We start from the raw sequence: 19,940 nt of genomic DNA, 5'->3' as shown, positions 1-19,940 counted from the left end.
CTTACGCGCGACGATGACGGAGTACTGTTTCCAGCGTATCCACGCTTTCACCAATAATCTCAACCGAAGAACTTAAGGCTCCCGCGGCTTTAGTCAGCTGCGTATCCATCTCCTGCAGTGAACGATTCAGGCCGTTTTCCACCCCGGTCGTAAAGGATTCAAAACTGGTTCCCATCACCTCGGCAATGTTATGCAGGAACTCCTGAGCCTCACGGTTATATTGTTGCAGGCGTTCCGAATACGCTTTCAGATCATCAACAAAACGGCTGCGGGATGATTGTTCATCATGGCTACGGTTAATCAGCGTTTCGAGTGCCGTTATGGCATTCGCCACGACTTCACGGGTATTACGATAATCGGCAATCAATGCCCCCAACTCCGCGCTGGCACTGGAAAGCGTGCGTCCCGCCTGTTGCGTGCCATTGAGCACCTCAGCAGTTAACTGATTAGCCTCAGCAACACGATCGCCCGCAGCTTCAAAGCGGTCGGCAGCCACGCGCATTTTATCGGCTCCTGTTTGTATCTCTTCCAGATGGCGCGTGGTGTTTTGCGCCATCTGTTGCAGCAGATCGCCAGAAGCAGATTGCTGTTCACGCAGCATCTGCATCAGCGACTCAACCTGACTTTCAAGCTGACCAATGATTCGCTGCGCTTCCTGTTGTAACGCACTCTGCGCCGATTGCTGTTGCTGACTGAGCGACTTCTGACCTTCTTCCAGTTGCCCAAACAGGTTGCCAAGTTGGCTACCCAGGTGATCGATACCGCTGGTCATTTTCTCTCGCAGGGCATCCTGACCGGAATGCATGGTTTGCTGTAACGACGCCATAAACTGTTGTTGTTGCTCAGCCGCCGCCTGCTCACGCGCTTCGCTACGTGCCAGAAGCTGCTGAGTTTCTTCATGCAGCACGCGTTGCCCCTGTTCCTGAGTCTGGCTCATCTGTTTTTGCCCAGACTCCAGTTGGCTGAATACACCCGCCAGGTTTTGCGTCAGCGTTTCGACACCTTTGCTCATATTGCCTATCAGCAAATTTTGCGCCTGGTTTTGCTGCTGATTAAGTTGCTGCTGACCATTTTCCAGTTGTGCAAAGAGCGTCGCCATATGGCTGCCAAGCGTATCCACGGAAGCCGCCATTTTCTCCATGGTTTCATTTTGCCCGTGCTGAACACTGGACTGGATAGCCTCAATAAACGCGCGCATCTGTTCCGCCATCGCTTTTTCACGCGCTTCGCTGTCGGCAAAGATTTTTTCCAGTTGTTGCGCCATCCGTTCGCCCGCGCCCTCACCTTCTGCGCCAATACGGGCAACGGATTCCTGCAAGCTGCGCAGCATCTCATTCATCCCAGCCTGCATCTCCTGCTGACCGCTTTTCATTTCGCTTAACAGTTGAGAGATCAGTTGCGCGCTGCCCTGACGTGAGTCATCCCCGGCCTGACGCATATCCTGCAACAACGTTGAGAAGCCGCTTTGCATAGACTGAATGGCTTCCACAGAACGCCCCATCATCTCCTGCATGGTGGTGAATTGCTGACCAAAGGTGTTATCCATTTTGCTCATAAAGGCGGTCAGGACGTTCTCCAGCATCGACTGCACACGATGGCTCTGGTCGCCGGAGGCGGTTTGCACCACACCAGCAATTTTATCCAGCGGATTTTTCAGACTGGTTTCGATAGCACCACTGACCTGTTCAGCAAACTGTTGGCCTGACTCGCGGTATGTTGTTGATAATGTCTCTGCCAGCTTTTGATTTTCCCGCACATGGCTATCCACCAGGTTTTGCAGCATTTCACGCAGGTCAGTGACCAGACCATCCTTAAGTTGCCGCGCATGGGTGGTGTTTTCTTTAGTACTGGAAAGAAGTTGCGAAAGGTAATCTTCACCGACGCCGCCCTCAAAAAGCTGGTCAATGCTGGCGGTAAGAAGTTCCAGGTTTTTATAGCATTGCGCCAGTCGCCACTTTTCAAACATGGTGACCAGAATGGAGAACGTAATAGCAAACGCCGAACCTAAGAACGCATACAGAACGTCGCGTAAAAGGTTAGCGACGCTGGCGCTGACCTGCTCTGGCGTGCTGGGGTCAAAATGGTGCAAACCAATCATCAGTCCCGAAAAGGTGCCGATGATCCCAATTCCGGTCAGGATGCCAGGGAGATGTTTAAACGCTTCCGTATAGAGAGGAATTTCGACTAATAACGGTTCCGTAAACCATGCTGACGACGGAGCCGTTGAGCGGATGGCGCTAATTTTTTTTTGCCCGCTGTTTTCGTCAAACTCAAACTGACGATGTAGAGACTCTTTAAATTCGCGCCAGGGATGCGCAAAAAATTTATCAGAGAATAACGCGTCTAATTTTTCGAGTTGTTGTGCCGGTTTTTCATTGCCAAGTTGCCGAATTGCTTTCGCTTTTTGTTTAAAGCGCGCTGAAACCCTAAATGAAGGAATAGCGTAACGGACAATGAAACCCAACAACAAAACCCCAACCACAATAGCGACATAAATCGGCACATTTTCTGGATTAACAGAGGTTAACGTGTCGAGGAACGAAGTCAGCGAAAACATCTAAATACCTTGAGTGAAGGAAAAGAAATTTGCAGGGCAGAACATCACCAGCAAGGAAAAAAAATCGCCCGCTCATTATAGGAAAAGTCTCGATTTTTACATCAATAAAACGTTATATATCTCACAAAAACATTGATCACACGCATACGTAAGAAATTTAAACTGCTTGGTGAAAATAATTCACAGAATTTATGCTTTATGGCACAAAGATTGGGGATTTTATTTTTTTCACCGCCAGACTTACGTATGAAACTTTTTCGTAGGGCGCGCTGCTTCTAATAACGTCCAGTCACTATTCAACGAGACAATTAAATGAGTGAGATTGACATTAAGGGCGACGAAACGCTGGTTGCTCTGCTACTGAACGCCGACAAAAACGATATCGATCTGCTGATTGATTACATTACCCCAGACGGAAAATTTAATTTTTCCCAGTCTGACCGAGTTAAAAAGGCCTTGCGCGATGGTAAAAATAGCGAAGCTGTTGATGAGGAAACATTGCGTTTGCTGATTCGCGAACTGCAACATTTTGGCGGTAACACCGTAATGAATCTGTTCCGACGCAATGGCGTTAGCTATAGCGAAATTGTTGACGATGTCGCCAGCCATCTGAAAATTAAAGTCGCGAAAAATGCCCCGGTAAAAGAAAAAGAATCACTGATTATCGATGCCGTTTTCGCGTCATCCTGGAACAAAATGTCAGATGACGATCGCCGTCAGCTTCTCCGTGATATGGGAATTAACACCAGTATTAGCCTGGATAAGTTGTCACGTATGGAGCTGCCACTTTTGCAACGTGCGGCAATGGTAGCAAGCGGTCTGGCGCAGATCGCCACGGGGAAGGCACTCCCGCTAATTGCGGGTCTGGGGATAGGTCGCGTGTTGGGCGTTCTCACCGGTCCTGTCGGGTTAGCCCTCACCGGTTTATATACCGCTTATGATATTTCCAACCCGGCGTTCCGAATCACCTTGCCCTGTGTAGTGCAAATTGCCTGGATTCGCTTAAAAAATTCCCGCCATCACCGTCTGAGCGAATCGGTATCATCAACGGCAATGTCAACCGCAAACTATGACAATCGCTGGGTGTTTGAAAATGAAAAGTCGCAGCACGTTTTAACTGTATCGTCTATCGCTTTAAATGAAATTACCCACCCCGACACTCTGGTACGGCATGACATTACTGAAATTTCACGGTTAGGCCCACTCTTACAGACGCTTCCTTCGCTCGCCACCGCCGCCCATATCGCCAGTCATCACTATATGGAAGTCATTATTGATGGCGCACTGGCGAAAGTGAAAGATAGCTCGGGATATCGTGGCTTCAGTCTCGGGGAAAAAGGAATTAAAGCGCACGCAGTTTTGCTGAACCCTGACAAACTGAATCAATTAGTCAACGCCAGCATATTACTGAATGTCGCTTCGGCGATACTAGCACAAAAACATCTGGCAGATATCAGCAATAAACTGACGCAGATAATTGAAAGTATTCGGGAGATTTCTGCGTTCCAGAACAATGCCCGCAAATCTGAAATTGTCGGCGCTATTCAGTATTTACAGCAAATCACGCCTGTCGTCATTGAGGGGCAATCTTCGCCAGAAATACGGCAAATACTTGAAGCTATCGAAAAGGATTTTTCAACACTCCAGGATCATCTGCTGACGGATATTGCCTTTGCTGGCGAGAAGGTAGCCTCTATAAATGACGGCAGTTTTTTCAGTAGCGCAACCATCACCAGTAAAATTCAGGCGCAACAAAAAATTATTGAAGAACGGACGATGGAGTGGGATTTAGCGATGAGAGTACGCGGGCAAGCATTACATCTGGTCAGCCATAGTGAGGGTCAGACGATGCTGGTAGAACGCCGTCAGCAGGCTATAGAACATCATTATGCGCAGTTCGATACGGTTATCAGCAAGGTAGAAAAACAATTACAGTCACGAATTGATAGCATCGGCGCCGTAGCGGAACAGGCGAATACCACCAGCGCCAATAAAGTCATTTTGCGAAAATGGAGCAGTAACCGCTTAATGCCGCAAAAAGTCGCAATTAAGGAAGCCCGCATGGCGTTCGACCAATTCCAGCAAAATATGCTGGACAAGCCGTTGCAGACCAGCCGCATGTTGGTGGAAATGAAAGACGGTAAACCGGTGAAGTGTTATGCGTTGCCGGATGCTTAAGGCAGCTCGTAAGGTTTACTGTGTGGTTAGCGGTGCCACACACAATGTCTCCGGCTCAGGAGAATCAAGGCCAACAACCCCATATCCAAGCAGCCCCACTCCCTGGGGCTTAAATCTCTTACTATTCACCGTTGCAGACATATCAAATGCGTATCAACCTGCCACACTCCCCCACACCAGTTGTCCTTTATGGAACGTTGCCGTTCTCGGCGAGATACGCGCCACCGCCTCGGCAGAACAGGAGGCGTCCACCAGCACAAAGCTGGCGTCATCCTGCGCTTTTGGCCACACACGCTCGCCTTTTTCATTCAGCGGCAATACGTCTCCAGTGGCTAAAAACAGCGAGCGGGATAAATTCTGTTCGTTAGAGCGAATATAGAGCTGTGCGTACAGATTGGCTTTTTCCAGCATGTCGCCCAGGCCGTAAGGCGACCAGTGGTCGATAACGCTGTCGGTGCCGGTCATCACTTTTACGCCTTTGTCGTGGAGCTGTTTGAGCGGCATATGCAACGTGCCAATCGGCACCGTCGAGGCGATAGAAATTTGCTGCGCCACCATCCGGTTCGCCAGTTCATCAACCTGTTGCTCGTTGAGCGTTGCCAGCGCAAAGGCGTGACTGATGGTCAGTTTGCCTTTCAGCTGTGGCGTTTTCTCCACCGTTTCAACCATATAATTGATGGCTGCCACGCCTGCCGGAGTGGTTTCGTGCAGGTGAATATCGACGCCTTTGTCGTAGTCCAGCGCAATCTGGAACATGGTGTCGAGGGATTTTTCCATCGCGCCATCGACACTGGTTGGGTCCAGCCCGCCGACGTAATGCGCCCCTGCCTGCATCGCTTCACGCATTAAGGGTTCCGATTTCGACAGCAGCAAACCGTGCTGCGGGAAGGCGACAATTTCACACTCGAAACCCGCCTGACGTCGCGCCAGCACCGCCTGCAAATTTTGCAGATTTTTCAGGCCGGAAACCGGTTCGATATTGCAGTGGCTGCGGGCAATGGTGGTACCTTTCGACTGCAATAAATCGATCAGTTTTTCCGCCCGTTCCTGGGTGTACGGTTGCAGCTCCGGCAGCATTTTCTGCTCGAGTTTGATCATGTCCTGGATGGTGGTGCCTGCCGGACGATTGAGCGAGCGCCACGGCCCGCCGTAAAAGGTTTTGTCGAGATGAATATGCATGTCGCGGGTGGTGGGCAGCATCAGCTTACCGCCAGCGTCATAGTGCGGCAGCATGGCGTCCGGATGCTGCTTATTCTCGCGCAGGGCGACAATTTTACCGTCCTGAATCTCCACGGTCTGACGCGTCGTGCGGGTCTGCACCGCCACAGCGTTTTCGTAGTCAAAACCGGTTTCCAGCAGCACGTTGTCGAGATAGTAATGCGGGTCAGTGATTTTCATGGTGTTGTTCGCTTCGCAGTTTATAGTGCCAGAAACCGCCGCATGGGCGAGCGGCACAGAGGTACCAAACAGCGCGGCGGCGGTAACCATCTTACCGCTCTGACTCAGAAACTCACGGCGGCTATTGCTTTCTTTCATCTTACGTCCTTACGTTTTAATAATATGGGTGCCCGTTTCGCCACGCAGCGCCGCAGGCAGGCATTCCGGCGTGGTGATAATCACTTCTTTGCCGCCCTGTTCCAGGAACGTCAGGCTGGCGATGATTTTTGGCAACATGCTGCCGGGCGGGAAATGCCCTTCCTGCATATAGCGGGTCATGGTGGCAATATCTACGCGATCCAGCGCCTGCTGCTGCGGCTTGCCAAAGTGAATACACACTTTTTCCACGCCGGTGGTGATCACCAGAATGTCGGCGTGAATTTCGCGAGCCAGTAGCGCGGTGGAGAGATCTTTGTCGATAACCGCGTCCACGCTTTGGTAATCCCCTGCTTCGCTGCGCACCACAGGAATTCCACCGCCGCCTGCGCCAATTACCACAAAGCCTTGTTGGATCAGCGCCTTAATGGCAGGTGCTTCGACAATACGTTTCGGTTCCGGCGAGGCGACAACGCGGCGATAGCCGCGTCCGGCATCTTCAACAAAACGCCAGTCAGGGTTAGCCTTTTGTAGTTCGTCACGCTGGCTTTCACTGAAGAATGCACCGATGGGCTTGGTGGGATGAGCAAAACCCGGATCGTTTTTATCCACTTCCACCTGAGTCACCACGGTGACGGCTTTTTTCTCGCCGTGACGCGCCAGTCGGTTGTTCAGCGCCTGTTGGATCAGATAGCCGATGCCGCCTTGCGTATCTGCCACACAGTTCGCCAGCGGCGTTAAGGGCAGCCCTTCGCGCTCGTGGGCAATCTCCGCACGGCGTAAATCCAGCCCGACCTGCGGCCCGTTGCCGTGGGTCAGCACAATGTCGTAATCGGAAGCCAGCATTTCCAGCACCGTATCGGCGACGGCTTTCACCGCCTCCGCCTGATGCTCAATCGACTGGCTGGCGTTATCTTTGATAATGCTGTTGCCACCAATGGCAACGACCACAAGTTCTTTCATGTTGTTATGTCCGCTACAGAGGGTGATGGGGTTATGACCAACGCCAGACTGCCTGATGCGCTACGCTTATCAGGCCTACAATTCTTGTGCCATCCGTAGGCTGGATAAGGCGTTCACGCCGCATCCGGCAGTGGTGACAAATGCCTGATGCGACGCTCACGCGTCTTATCAGGCCTACAAATTCTCGTGCCATCCGTAGGCCGGATAAGGCGTTCACGCCGCATCCGGCAGTGGTGACAAATGCCTGATGCGACGCTCACGCGTCTTATCAGGCCTACAGATTCTTGCGCCATTCGTAGGCCGGATAAGGCGTTCACGCCGCATCCGGCAGAAGCAACGCGCACTTTACAGTTCAGACGCCGTAACGTTCGCACCAGCCAAGAATGGCTTTCTCGAAGCAGGCGAATGGTGGATGCACAATGCCCGCGCCAATCATGCCGACGCCCGCATCTTTATGGGCGATGGCGGTGTTGATCACCGGCAGAATGCCACTGCTACCCACGCGGGTGATGTCGATTGCCGACGGCACGCCCATAAAACCGAGCAGCGGAATGGTGACGTTGGGGTTTTCGCCAAGGGTGATTTCGCGCATCTGACGGGAGAAATCGATAGCCTCTTCCACCGTACCGCCCACCAGCGCGACGATTGCGGGCGCGGTCGCCATAGCAAATCCGCCAATGCCGTAGGTTTCAGTGATGGCGCTGTCGCCGATATCCAGCCCCGAATCTTCCGGCTTATAACCGGCAAACATCGGGCCGATCACCTGCTGCGCTGGGCCGGTAAACCATTGTCCCGGTAATCCGCTGACCCGCAGGCCAAACTCGACGCCGTTACGCGCCATGGTGGTCACCACGGTGCTGTATTCGATGCCGTGCGCCGCATCCATCGCCGCTTTACACATCGCCATCCACGTCGGGCCGGAGAAGTAGTCGCTGCTGGCAACAAACTCAAACACTTCGCGCTGTTGCTCCACGGAATAACCTGCCTGAATAATCCCCGGCGTCAGCGCCTGAATCAGTAGCGTCGTCCCGGCGTTATTGCGGTTATGGCACTCATCGCCCATATGCAGCGCTTGCGCCAACATTAAGCGCAGATCGATCTCGCCGATAATTTTCATGGCGTCGCGCAGCATTGGCCCCTGCACATCGCGCATCCAGTTGAGGCGGTCAATCACGCTCTGGTCGTTAGCGCCCATGCGCAAAATCTTCGCCATCTGCTCGCTCATGTTGGTGTAAGCGACGTTGCCGTAGGTTTTGTTTTTTACGATGTGCATAAACATCGAGGCCGAGGTGACGCCCGCCATCGAACCTACGCAGTCATGTTCGTGGCACGGCGAGAAAGTAATCTCCCCGGAAGCCGCCAGTTCAGCCGCCTCGTCGAGATCTTTCGCCAGCCCTTCGAACACCAGCGCTCCGGTGACCGCGCCTTTCATCGCGCCGCACATTTTTTCCCAGGTAACCGGCGGCCCGGCGTGAAGAATGGTTTTCGCCGTCATGCCCGGCACCACGTTGATCGCCTGATCAAAACCAATCAGCACCGGATGCGACTGGATAATGCGCTCCAGCGCCTGCTGGTTAGCGGCGGCGATTTTGTCCGCCAGCGGCGAATCGGCAATGTTGTCCAGCGCCTGCACCACCTGCATATTGCCCTGCCCCGGCGGCGTCCAGTCGAGTTGGGTCACTTCTACATGCTGCTTTTTCAGGTCATCGCTAAACATGGCGATACCGACGTTAATAACATTCAACGGTTGGCTAAACAGTGACTGGCTCATCAGGCTTCCTCCCCTTTGCAGATAAATTCACGCGCCAGCAATCCGGTATTGGTGCTGCTGCTGGCCAGAATCACTCCGGCATCAAGCAGCATCTGGCTTTGTTGTTCTAACGATGGCGTATCGAGATCGGTACCCAGCACATAGGCGAGAATGATCAACTCGCGTCCTTCGGCAGCGGCGATCGCTTTCGCTTCTTTGATCGCATCGATGGTGGAGCCGACCGGATCTTCATGCGATCCAAATCCGAGCACAAAATCCATCACGATCACCGCCACTTCTGGATCGCGCGCTTCTTCGATCAAGCGGCTGATGCGGTTGGTGGGGTCAATCATTGGATGCGGCTTGCCGTTGGTGAAGTCGTCATCGCCAAAGTCGAGGAAGGTGTGTTTGATGCTGCGGTTGATATCTTTCAGGCGGAATTCAGGATCGGGCTGAATGTTGCTGTAGACATCGCCGTGTTTTTCCATCACCGCGAACATGGTTTCGTCACACAGCGTGCCGCCGCAGAACAGGCCACGAATGTATTTCTGCTGCGGTTGCAGACGCGCACGCACATCCGCAATCAACGGCTGGTTCAGGGTATGCAGGTCGAGATGTTCCTGTTTCACGCCGGAGAGCATCACTGCTTTCAGCGCCGCTTCTTTGCTGCCGCGGGCAAACTGGAGTCCCTGCTCGTCAACCGGCGTTTCGCCACGACCGAGGAAGCAGACCACTACCGACTTGCGGCAGGCGCGCGCACGTTCCAGCACTTTGCGGGCCACCGCAGGCGCTGGCGGTTTGGAGATAAGCACAATGATTTCAGTTTGCGGATCGTTTTCCAGCATCCCGATAGCGTCGAGCATCATCAGGCCGCCGATTTTCTCGCTCAGGTCGCGCCCGCCAGTGCCAATCAGTTGCGAAACGCCGCCGCCAAATTCATGGATACGGACGCTCAGTTCCTGGCTGCCGGTGCCGGATGCGCCAACAATACCGATGTTGCCGCGACGCACGGCGTTACCAAAACAGAGAGCCGCGCCGTTGATAATCGCCGTGCCGCAGTCTGGCCCCATCATCAGCAGCCCTTTTTCGTGGGCCAGCTGCTTGAGCGCCAGTTCATCTTCAACCGAGACATTATCGGAAAACAGCATCACGTTAAGGTCGTTTTGCAGCGCCTGACGCGCTTCGCGCGCAGCAAACAGGCCGTTGACCGAAATCACTGCCAGGTTACTTTCCGGGATATGCTTTTTGGCGCTGGCAATAGTGGCGTAACGCGCCTCGTGCGAGCCGCTTTGGGCTTTGGTGTTGAACAACTCTTCAATCTCCACCAGCAACTGCTCGTTGTCCGCGCCCGCTTTGCCGTTGATGACAATCATCAGGTCGCCGTTTTTCGCCTGTTCCAGCTCCGGCGTCAGCAGCCCTAAATTTTTCAGTACGCCTTTGTTCATTTCGGTCGCCATCGCCACAAATGCCTGCTCGACGCCGTCGAGTTTATTTGCACGCGTGGAGATAGACATCAGCGAGACAGAATCAAAATAGGTATTCGGTTTAATGACTATTTTAACTGACATAATTCCCTCCGTAGGTTTGGCTCAGCGCACAACCATCGGCCATGCCATACAGCATGTCGCAGCCGGAACTGGAGCCAATATGTTTAATTTTTTCTATTGCCTGAGTTGCGTTCCCAGGGATGTCATAAATAATGTTGTGTATAAAACGATGAATATTTTCCCGGCAGCGTTGTTGTAATGCGGTTTCCAGCGTTATGGCACTTAATAACGTGGTATTATTTTTGCCGCGTTGCAGACCGAGATAAAATTCCTCTTTGTATTTTTCCGCCGGATGCCCGGATATAAATAAAATAAGCGCCAGTCCTGTTAAATAATCGTCGGCTGATGGCGTAAGGCCAATCCCTAAGCCCATCATACTGGCGACTGCTAAGGCGATATTTTGTTTATCGTTTACTGCCTGAATAACTGCCCGTCGTTTAATATGTAATTCTTTATTTAATGCCTGATAAAACGGATTATCGCCGCGATAATTAAACAGGGTTTCATTTTCCCCCAGGTGCTGATGAATAATGTCGTGCCACTGTTGCCAGGCGATAAGGTGAAAATTCAGAGCGGTCATTTGCAAGGTTGGGGACAGCCAACGCTGACATCGACTCATCTCTATATGAAGATGTTGACCAACCGTAATGCCTTGATCGTCAAACTGAACCTTATCACCATGCCGGAACAGACCATCAAAGTGAGTGAGTGCCAACCGACAACTGTTTGGCGCATTGTCGTACTCTTCACAAAGCAGCGTCAGCAACTGCTGGCGAGCCGGGAGTGCGATATTTACCGCTCTGGCAAAGACCTGTTCAACCTGTCCTTTCCCCCGCTGCGCCAGAAAATCCGCATCCGCAGTTAGCGCCCACACACACCGTCTTTCTGGTGTGTCGATAGCCAGCCTCCTGGTTTATGCGCCTGCGGCAATCAGCAACTGCGCAATCTCTTCAAAACCCCGTTCCCGCGCCAGTTCCAGCGGCGTTTTGCCATATTTATCCGTCATGTGCGGGCTGGCACCGTGTTCCAGCAATAGCTGGACAATCGCCTGCTGTTTAATCCCGCCATCGTTAAGCACAATCGCTTCCAGTAGCGGCGTCCAGCCAACATGGTTGGTCTGGTTAACGTTAATCTCCGTATGCGCCAAAAGTTCTTTCACAATACTTAAATGGCCTTTTTCACAGGCAGGCGTCAGGCCGACACCACCGAAACGGGTGACGCAATTAAGGTCTGGTTTAGCCGGTAAAATAATTCGTAGCAGCGTTAAATCACCGTTCAGGCAGCTCATTAAAAAAGGATTTAAACATGTCAGGTCTTGTTTATTAATATCCGCTCCGGCATCAATTAATGCCTGAACGCAAGCATATTGCTGATATAAACTTGCCAGCGTAATTGCCGTTTTCCCCTGGCGATCGCAGGTATTAATATCGACACCCAGCGCAAGACAGGTTTTTACTTTATCGATATCGCCCTGTTGTGCAGCCAATAAATAGTCGGCAGGTAGATTTTTTATAGTCATTCACATTCCCCTGGTTTTTGTGGCTGTTTTCGATGAATTGAGAATAGCAACGATAATCTGATAAAAGAACCCGCTTAAATTTAATTCGCCGTATTTCGCCTTTTTGTTGAATGATGTTCAACAATCTTTTCGCAGTGTGCGGTAGTGCAATATTTGTTTCTTTGACCCGATACCCTTTCACTCAATCAGGTTTTATTTCTCTATAGTCTGCACATGTAAGCGCAGCTTTCGTCCATGTCTAACCAGAGGGGAACAAGATGAACGGACTCACTGCAACGGGTATAACCGTCGGTATTTGTGCAGGGCTTTGGCAGTTAGTGTCTTCACATGTCGGGCTCTCTCAGGGATGGGAATTATTAGGTACGATTGGGTTCGTCGCCTTTTGCAGTTTTTATGCCGCAGGCGGCGGTAAATCGGGGTTTATCAGAAGTCTGGCGGTTAATTATTCCGGGATGGTGTGGGCGTTTTTCGCCGCGCTGGCTGCCGGTTGGCTGGCCTCTGTGAGTGGACTGTCCGCGTTCTGGGCGAGCGTGATTACGACTGTACCCTTCTCGGCGGTGGTGGTCTGGCAAGGGCGTTTCTGGTTACTGTCATTTATTCCCGGTGGCTTTCTCGGCATGACGCTGTTTTTTGCCAGCGGGATGAACTGGACGGTAACGTTACTGGGTTTTCTGGCGGGTAACTGCGTGGGGATAATTTCAGAATATGGCGGACAAAAATTAAGCGAAGCGACGACTAAACGCGACGGGTATTAAAAGTTATTCAAAAATGATTATCTATCTTTAACCGATACCTCTACAGTCATAGCTGGAGAAATTCATAGTAGATAATGGCGGGAATGGTTTAATGAACTCAATTTTTACCGAAGAGAATCTGTTGGCATTTACTACCGCTGCGCGTTTTGGCAGCTTCAGTAAAGCGGCAGAAGAGTTGGGTTTAACCACTTCCGCCATTAGCTACACCATCAAGCGTATGGAGGCGGGGCTGGATGTGGTGCTGTTCACTCGTAACACCCGCAGCATTGAGTTAACCGAGTCCGGGCGTTATTTTTTCCGCAAAGCTACCGACCTGCTGAATGATTTTCACGCCATCAAACGCAGTATCGATACTATTTCTCAGGGCATAGAAGCGCGCGTGCGCATTTGTATTAATCAGCTACTTTATACGCCCAAACACACCGCACGCTTATTACAGGTGCTGAAAAAGCAGTTTCCTACCTGCCAGATTACCGTGACGACCGAAGTGTATAACGGCGTCTGGGATGCGATTATCAATAATCAGGCGAATATCGCCATCGGCGCGCCCGACACGCTGCTGGACGGTGGCGGTATTGATTACACTGAAATTGGCGCGATTCGCTGGGCTTTTGCCATTGCCCCGGATCACCCACTGGCCTTTATGCCAGAACCGATCGCTGAAAGTCAGTTGCGTCTTTACCCTAATATTATGGTGGAGGACACCGCGCATACGATTAATAAAAAAGTAGGTTGGTTGCTGCATGGGCAGGAGTCGATTCTGGTGCCAGATTTCAATACCAAATGTCAGTGCCAGATTTTAGGTGAAGGGATTGGTTTTTTGCCGGATTACATGGTCCGTGAGGCGATGACGCAATCCCTGCTGGTTACCCGACAAATCCATAATCCGCGCCAAGATTCGCGCATGTTACTGGCGACTCAGCATTCTGCTACGGGGCAGGTGACGCAGTGGATTAAAAAACAATTTGCGCCAAATGGCATATTAACGGGGATCTATCAGGATTTACTGCATCGGGAGAATTGATACCACTCAACCTCCCGATGCGTTGTGAATAGCGGTTTAGATCAACCACCTGCTTTCATTACCCATTCAGAGATAAATTTATTACCCGGTACTGGCGGAGAATACAAATAGCCCTGCAAAAAGTGAACGCCTTTACCGATCATTAAGTCCGCCTGTTCCTGAGTTTCCACCCCTTCAGCCACGATACTCAGACCAGGCTTACGCGCCAGTTCAACAATATTGTCAACAATATGACCAGAGATTTCGTCCACGCTCGCCATTTGCACAAACGACTTATCGATCTTAATAAAATCGACCGGGAACGCCTGCAAGTAACGATAGGTCGCATAACCAGTACCAAAGTCATCCAGCGCAAAGGTAATGTTGTGCTGATGAAGGCTGTCAAATATCGCTCTGGCTTCTGGTGTTACCGGAATAGGGTTACGTTCTGTCAGCTCAAGAACCAGCTTGATTTTATCGTTACCTAATTTCTTAACCAGGTTCAGGCACTCTTTTTCAAATCCCGCAGCCAAAAAACAGCCCGCCGAGACGTTGATACCAATATGGAAATTGTCCGGCAGCAAATGTTTTACCGGCATCAGAATATCCGCAGTCTGTTTCATCAACTGGCGGGTCATTATGACGATAAGACCAGATGACTCCGCCAGAGGAATAAATTGATCCGGCGGGATGATTCCCGTTTGCGGATGTTCCCAACGAACAAGCACTTCACAACCTGTCAGTACCCCTGTCTGAGCACAAAATACCGGTTGGATCCACGGTTTGAATTCATGGTTTTCCAGCGCCAGACTGATGGCTTCAGGTGTGACAATATGGTGACAACGGTTGTCAGGAAGATAAATTTTATTTTTATTTCCCGTAGCAGTGGTTACCTGCGGGTGATACTGAAAAAAGATATCCCGCCAGAAGGTAATATCACTCTGGATACCTAATTTCTCATACAACTGCTTCTTTTGATGTGAAATTGTCTTTGCACTGCGATTTCTGTACTGTGAGATTTCTGTAACCGACATCCCCTCCATTAGCAGCTTGAGTAAAAGCCGTTCTTTTTCGGACACAATACCAGGCAACGTCAAATTTACCGTTGCGCCGAACTCTTCCAAAAAAACACTCAAATCATGCGAAGCCATTGAACACACCTTGATTAAATCTTGTGCGCCAGCTTAATCTGCTTGTCTTCACTCCGGCAGGAAAAGCTGGCTGCAAGAAAATGACACAGAGAGCCGAATTAGCACCAATTCGGCTCTCTCCTTTTACTTATTATTCAGATCAGAATTGCCACTTAACGCCAATCATTGCAGAGGTGTCATTATATCCCTTATCAGCAACCTGAACGCCCACATTTCCCCAGACATTCAGGTTGGCATTTAGCTGTCCTTCAACACCCGTCTTTATCTCGGCAATATTTCGGGCGCCATCCTGAGTGACTGACACGCCATCCATGCTGGTGCTGAAATCCTTACTGTTATGCAACCAGTTCACTTCCACAAATGGCTGGAACTCGCGGGATTTACCGTCGTCCATTTTATGATGACTCTTCAGCCAGGTTTTTACACCAAGTCGAGTCTGAATGTTGCCGTCACCGCTGCTCCTAACGAGAGTCCCATTGCTTTCGCGGTGCTTATCGGCTTTGACTCCCATCCAGGTAACCTGTGCTTGCGGCTGAACATACCATTCATTACGCGTTCCCTGACTGCCATTAAATTCAGCTAATTTGTGTTTGTATCCAGCTTCCAGTGAAGCGGTAAATCCTTTTGATTTATAGGATTCACTTTGTAAATCATCACCTTTCACTGTGTTATCAAACCAGCTGTACTGCGCCCAACTGTCGAGATACGCGCCATTATGCGATTCGTCATCAGCATACCAGGTGGCATACAGGCCAGTGCTATATCCATTCACACTCGCTTTTGAACGATAACCGGTTCGCGAGGAAATGGTTTTGCTGTCGCTGTTGCCATATCCCGCCATGACCCCAACATGCCAGCGGTCGTTGCCGTTTTGGCTCCACTGCGCGATATCGCCTCCCAGTTGCAGAACATAGCGATTGCTTTGGGTTTTCAGCTGGCCGCTGCCATCGCGCCATTTATTATGACCACCTTCATGGCGCATCCACATAGTGGTTTGTTTCTGCTCACCCGTCACCATGTCGGTATAGTACGTATTACCCAGACGCTCATGCAGACGCGTAGTGAACATGGTATTCGCTGCTGCAAGGTTCGCGATGTAGCTACCCGCCTCCGGTCGCAGGTCATTATCCACATTCAGATCCGGACCCGGCGTCGGCTCTGGAGTCGGAGTCGGAGTCGGATTAGGCTCCGGATTCGGCATCGGCTCTGGTTCCGGCTGCGGTTCAGCTGAATCACCACCACTGGTCAGATACCAGTTTCCGCTGTTTGCCCCCTTACCACGCGCGAGAGTGTAGTCATATGCGCCCGCAACGATACGTCCCGCCTGAACAAATTCCCCCTCAGACTTACCATCAACATGGATAAGTTCAATACCGTTAAGCGTTTTAGCGCCTGTACCACCAGCGTTATTCACCGTAACGGAAGTCGTGCCGCTGGTATCGCCCTCAACAACCAGTTTATCCGTCACTGAATCATCGCCATTCAGTGCCGTATTCATCACCAGTCGGCCGTTATCACCATGGTAGTTCCCCTTCACCACTAACGCGTTGCCCGCTTGCTGTCCAGACTCTCCGGTCATCAGCGTACCGTTGTTAGTCAGGTTGCCGCCCAGGGTGTAATTCACAGGCACAGCCGCTCTTTTTTCAGCGCTATTATTCAACACCAGGGTACCGTTGTTCTCAACATTTGCGCTACCCAATCCCTGTGCATGACTTACCAGAACATTAGCCGAGCTAGCAATATTCATATTAGCCGTCAGGTTGCTGTTATCGCCCGCAAGGTCCAGCGTGCCGTCCTGAATATTCAGCTCCCCGTTACCCGTTAACGAACCGGCTGAAGTCCCCCCGTTGGCAAGAGTCAGGCTCCCGCCGTTTAAGTTCAGCAGCGAATCGGCGCTCCCATTGAGCGTATCCACGGTCTGGCTGTGACCATTCATATCCAGTTCAGTCTCTGCCGCCAGACGCAGTTCACGGGTATTACCCAACACGTTATCGTTATTCAACAAGAGCGTCCCGCTGCGCAGATCGGTAATACCGGTATAGTCGTTGTCTTTGTTAGAAAGCGATACGGTCTGACCTTTCTGGCTGCTGAATGCCAGGTCACCACTGCCGGTAATCTTTGCGCTGAGATCGGCGGCATTGTCGCTTTTACCGTTTGCACTCAGCACCAGGGCATCGCTGTCGGTAGCCTGCAAATCAAGCTGCGTCAGGCCATAGCCGATATACAGGCCATCATTGTTTACCCCACTCGTCAGACGATAGTCGTAAGTGCCGACGGCCGCTGTTTGTCCATTCTGCTGAATATCACGTTGGGCGCTGCTGGAGAGAATTTGCCCATTTTTATCCTGCAATTGCAGGTTGCCCGCATCCCCCAGAACTTCCGCACCTTGCGCATCAACCAGCTTAATGGCGCTGTTACCATCATCAACTTCAGTAAGCGATAACGCGGAGTCAATATCACGAGATACTGAGCGGACAACGTCACTGTCAGAAACCTGAATCACACCCTCGCCGCGCAGATCCAGCGTTTTACTAACGTTGACCGTCCCTTCTGTCATCTGTGCACCCGCTGTCAGGGCACCAAAATCAACGGTTCCGCCGGAGAATCCCAAAGTGCTAATGGAGTGAGCGCCCTTACCAACTGTTACCAGGCTTCCCTGACCCGCAGTGATCCCGCCTTTCTGCAGAAACTCAGCATTCTTTTCCAGGTTAAATGTCGTGTTCTGGAACGCCAGTGAACCCTGGAACCAGTCTGTATAAGCAAACTCATCGAAGGAGAATTCGTGATTCCCCATGTTTATTTCAACAATGCCTCTACCTTCAAGATCGTTATCAAATACCCAATCTTTGTTGGCATTAATTTGCAATTTGCCATCAACATCCAGATCCGCGTTGCCAATGTTTTTTTCTTCAGAAATAACCGCGACAGCATCGGAAGCAACATCAATATATCCGCTGAATGCATAGTTATTGCCGGTCAACTCCACCGTCCCACTGTCGATACTTATTGTACCGTTGCCGGAGATCTTATTGGCAAAGGTCATGCTATCGTCAGCCTTCAGGTGTAATTTCCCGCGGTTGTTGATTTCTGCTGTACCTATATTTTGAGTGATCCCTAAAGCGCCATTTTGCTCAATTTTGACTTTACCGCTAAAGGCAGAGTTATCACCGGTTAAGTAAGTCGTGCCATTGAGCGCATTGATATAGCCCAGGCCCTCGCTGCCACTGACAATATCCGCGGAAATAGTCGCGTCTTTATCCGTGTGGTTTAAGGTGATTTTCTTATCGGATGTCGAAGCCCAGACAAACTCAATTTTTTCGGCATCAATAATCCCTGCTGCCTTCGCTGCGCTTCCTTCCTGTGCACCTAACGCCAACTCAGAGTTGGTGCTTAAACTAATAGTAGGCGCAGAAATTTTACCACCGTCTGAAACAGCAAGTGTTGTATCGGAGACTTGATCATAATAGCCCAGGCTAATTTTCTCACTGGCATTAACTTCACCGCCGTTATTAACTGACAGGTACTGATTACCACCGTAACTGCCGTAAACGCCCATAAAGAAGGTTTTAGAATTTACCTGGCTGCCTTCACCACTGACATTTCCCTGCAAATAAGTCAGACGACTGGTGCCCTTAACATGGATTTTGCCGCCGTTGGAGACGTTAAAATAGCCTCTATCGTGGGTAATATTAGAGTAAGACTCATATAAATCATCCGCATATAACTCACTGCCGGCATTGGAGACGTTCAGAAACCCCGTCCCTTTTAACAAAAAGTTAAGTGGGCCATTGATACGCACCTTCCCTCCGGTGATATCCAGCCCACCACCAGAAGCGAGAGTCAGACGTGGACGAGAAGAGTCTGTCGCATTGATAACCAGATTAGCATTATTGGTCACCGTAATATGGTAATCAATGCTCTTGTTCTCTTTGCCAAAATCAATAGTCGCATCCTGGTTTACGATGACATTATCAGCGAACGCCAGAGATGAATATAAACTTATCGCGCTAATTAAAACAGCCCGGGACTTTTTTCCTTTTATTTTGCTTCCCAGTTCAGAGCAGACGCTCCAACAGTTACGGGACCTGTTCCACTTTAGCCGATATATTTTATTCATCACAATCTCCAGCAATACATCCAAATAAAACCAAGATTGCATAAACAGCAACACATAAAATGCCATCCCGGTTGCTGCTCATGGCATATATAAATTCAAAAAAATCGCATAACATTGATAACCACATACCTGGGTATGCAGTTCAGAGAGTAATAATAGATTAACTTACTACCGGACACCTATTTCAAATTAACAATCTTAACTTTACCCTTACATTAGCACCCAGTCTCAAACATATGCGCATTATATGTATCTGAAAGCTCAAATCAACTCAAAACATAAACAAGGAGCAGGCATTACACCCATAATATATAACCAACGAAAGTGATAACTCTAATTAGGTATTTAAATATAAGAATTGTCTTATTAATAAATATATATGCGCATAAGACTGAATCCATTCAGCTTTCATTCATATAAAATCGTTAATTAATAGAATATAAGATTTACAAGTGACTAAGAGGAATTACAAGATATGAAGTTACAACTATATATAATATATGCATAAAATTCTACAGTGGTTCAATGATTCCCGTACCATATGCAGAGATGGCGCAGTTTTATGCACGTCCTGGAACATCACACTATTTCCTGTGTGTCGATTGTCAGACCGATGAACAGCTCAACGAACTTGTGCGTAATTGCACCGAAACCGCCTTTCCCCCGTGCGATGCGTACAGAACAGACTACGACGAGACGGCGGGCCGTATACGAACTGGAGGGCCTGCGCGTGGTGGATGCAATTATGATTGGCGAAAAGCACGGCTGCGTATTTTGTGGCGAATGGAATGCCGCTGAGAACTAAAAATTCAGTCGCGACTTGATTTGGCTGTAGGCCTTGTAAGGTTGAGAGTTACCGTTTTGATA

General features: G+C 50.3%; 12 protein-coding genes and 2 pseudogenes. 4 read left to right on the top strand and 10 right to left on the bottom strand.

The genetic code is table 11. The features are described 5' to 3' along the window. Position 1: 1 nt before the first annotated feature. Complete coding sequence (gene zorA1, locus FEK66_RS07525) at positions 2 to 2,557, bottom strand: type I Zorya anti-phage system protein ZorA1 (RefSeq protein ID WP_130209796.1); 2,556 nt, start codon at positions 2,555 to 2,557, stop codon at positions 2 to 4. 312 nt (positions 2,558 to 2,869) lie between these two features. On the opposite strand from zorA1, the gene FEK66_RS07520 reads away from it, so the two are divergent. Beyond that, positions 2,870 to 4,735, top strand: a complete 1,866-nt coding sequence (locus tag FEK66_RS07520) for a YaaW family protein (protein WP_130209794.1) — start codon at positions 2,870 to 2,872, stop codon at positions 4,733 to 4,735. Between the two features lie 153 nt (positions 4,736 to 4,888). Here the strand turns inward: FEK66_RS07520 and FEK66_RS07515 are convergent, their stop codons facing one another. The 7 genes and pseudogenes from FEK66_RS07515 to FEK66_RS07490 form a co-directional block, all read right to left on the bottom strand. Next, on the bottom strand, positions 4,889 to 6,271 hold the full coding sequence (locus FEK66_RS07515; RefSeq protein ID WP_135494348.1) for an amidohydrolase family protein: 1,383 nt from the start codon (positions 6,269 to 6,271) through the stop codon (positions 4,889 to 4,891). 9 nt (positions 6,272 to 6,280) lie between these two features. Continuing rightward, positions 6,281 to 7,231: a carbamate kinase family protein gene (locus FEK66_RS07510; RefSeq protein WP_000661631.1), complete on the bottom strand. Its 951-nt coding sequence runs from the start codon at positions 7,229 to 7,231 to the stop codon at positions 6,281 to 6,283. Between the two features lie 75 nt (positions 7,232 to 7,306). Next, positions 7,307 to 7,560: pseudogene (locus tag FEK66_RS26185) on the bottom strand (hypothetical protein); the annotation flags it as partial. A gap of 23 nt (positions 7,561 to 7,583) precedes the next feature. Next, positions 7,584 to 9,002, bottom strand: a complete 1,419-nt coding sequence (locus tag FEK66_RS07505) for a DUF1116 domain-containing protein (protein ID WP_130209788.1) — start codon at positions 9,000 to 9,002, stop codon at positions 7,584 to 7,586. Then, complete coding sequence (fdrA, locus tag FEK66_RS07500; RefSeq protein WP_130209786.1) at positions 9,002 to 10,549, bottom strand: acyl-CoA synthetase FdrA; 1,548 nt, start codon at positions 10,547 to 10,549, stop codon at positions 9,002 to 9,004. Before fdrA ends, FEK66_RS07505 begins: the two co-directional genes overlap by 1 nt. Further along, positions 10,539 to 11,402 carry a DUF2877 domain-containing protein gene (locus FEK66_RS07495; protein ID WP_135494350.1) on the bottom strand — a complete coding sequence of 288 codons (864 nt, stop codon included), beginning with the start codon at positions 11,400 to 11,402 and terminating at the stop codon, positions 10,539 to 10,541. The genes fdrA and FEK66_RS07495 overlap by 11 nt, the downstream gene beginning before the upstream one ends. A 39-nt stretch (positions 11,403 to 11,441) precedes the next feature. Then, entirely contained in the window at positions 11,442 to 12,047 is a 606-nt protein-coding gene (locus FEK66_RS07490; RefSeq protein WP_130209782.1) for an ankyrin repeat domain-containing protein, read from the bottom strand. A 257-nt stretch (positions 12,048 to 12,304) separates the two neighbouring features. Here FEK66_RS07490 and FEK66_RS07485 point away from each other — a divergent pair, with 257 nt between their 5' ends. After that, positions 12,305 to 12,802 (top strand): DUF1097 domain-containing protein, encoded by a 498-nt coding sequence (locus FEK66_RS07485; protein WP_135494352.1) that lies wholly within the window; start codon positions 12,305 to 12,307, stop codon positions 12,800 to 12,802. A 91-nt stretch (positions 12,803 to 12,893) separates the two neighbouring features. Beyond that, complete coding sequence (locus FEK66_RS07480) at positions 12,894 to 13,826, top strand: LysR substrate-binding domain-containing protein (RefSeq protein WP_135494354.1); 933 nt, start codon at positions 12,894 to 12,896, stop codon at positions 13,824 to 13,826. A gap of 41 nt (positions 13,827 to 13,867) precedes the next feature. Here FEK66_RS07480 and FEK66_RS07475 read toward each other — a convergent pair whose 3' ends face one another. After that, entirely contained in the window at positions 13,868 to 14,956 is a 1,089-nt protein-coding gene (locus FEK66_RS07475) for an EAL domain-containing protein (RefSeq protein ID WP_130209778.1), read from the bottom strand. A gap of 139 nt (positions 14,957 to 15,095) precedes the next feature. After that, the gene (ehaA, locus tag FEK66_RS07470; RefSeq protein WP_138211434.1) at positions 15,096 to 19,073 is read right to left on the bottom strand and encodes an autotransporter adhesin EhaA; all 3,978 of its coding nucleotides are present in this window, start codon (positions 19,071 to 19,073) and stop codon (positions 15,096 to 15,098) included. A gap of 597 nt (positions 19,074 to 19,670) precedes the next feature. On the opposite strand from ehaA, the pseudogene FEK66_RS07465 reads away from it, so the two are divergent. Continuing rightward, positions 19,671 to 19,897, top strand: a pseudogene (locus FEK66_RS07465) (choline dehydrogenase); the annotation flags it as partial. Between the last annotated feature and the right edge of the window lie 43 nt (positions 19,898 to 19,940).

The sequence above is a fragment of the Escherichia sp. E1130 genome, from assembly GCF_005781065.1.
Lineage (GTDB): Bacteria > Pseudomonadota > Gammaproteobacteria > Enterobacterales > Enterobacteriaceae > Escherichia.
This window is presented reverse-complemented; position numbering and strand designations above follow the sequence as displayed.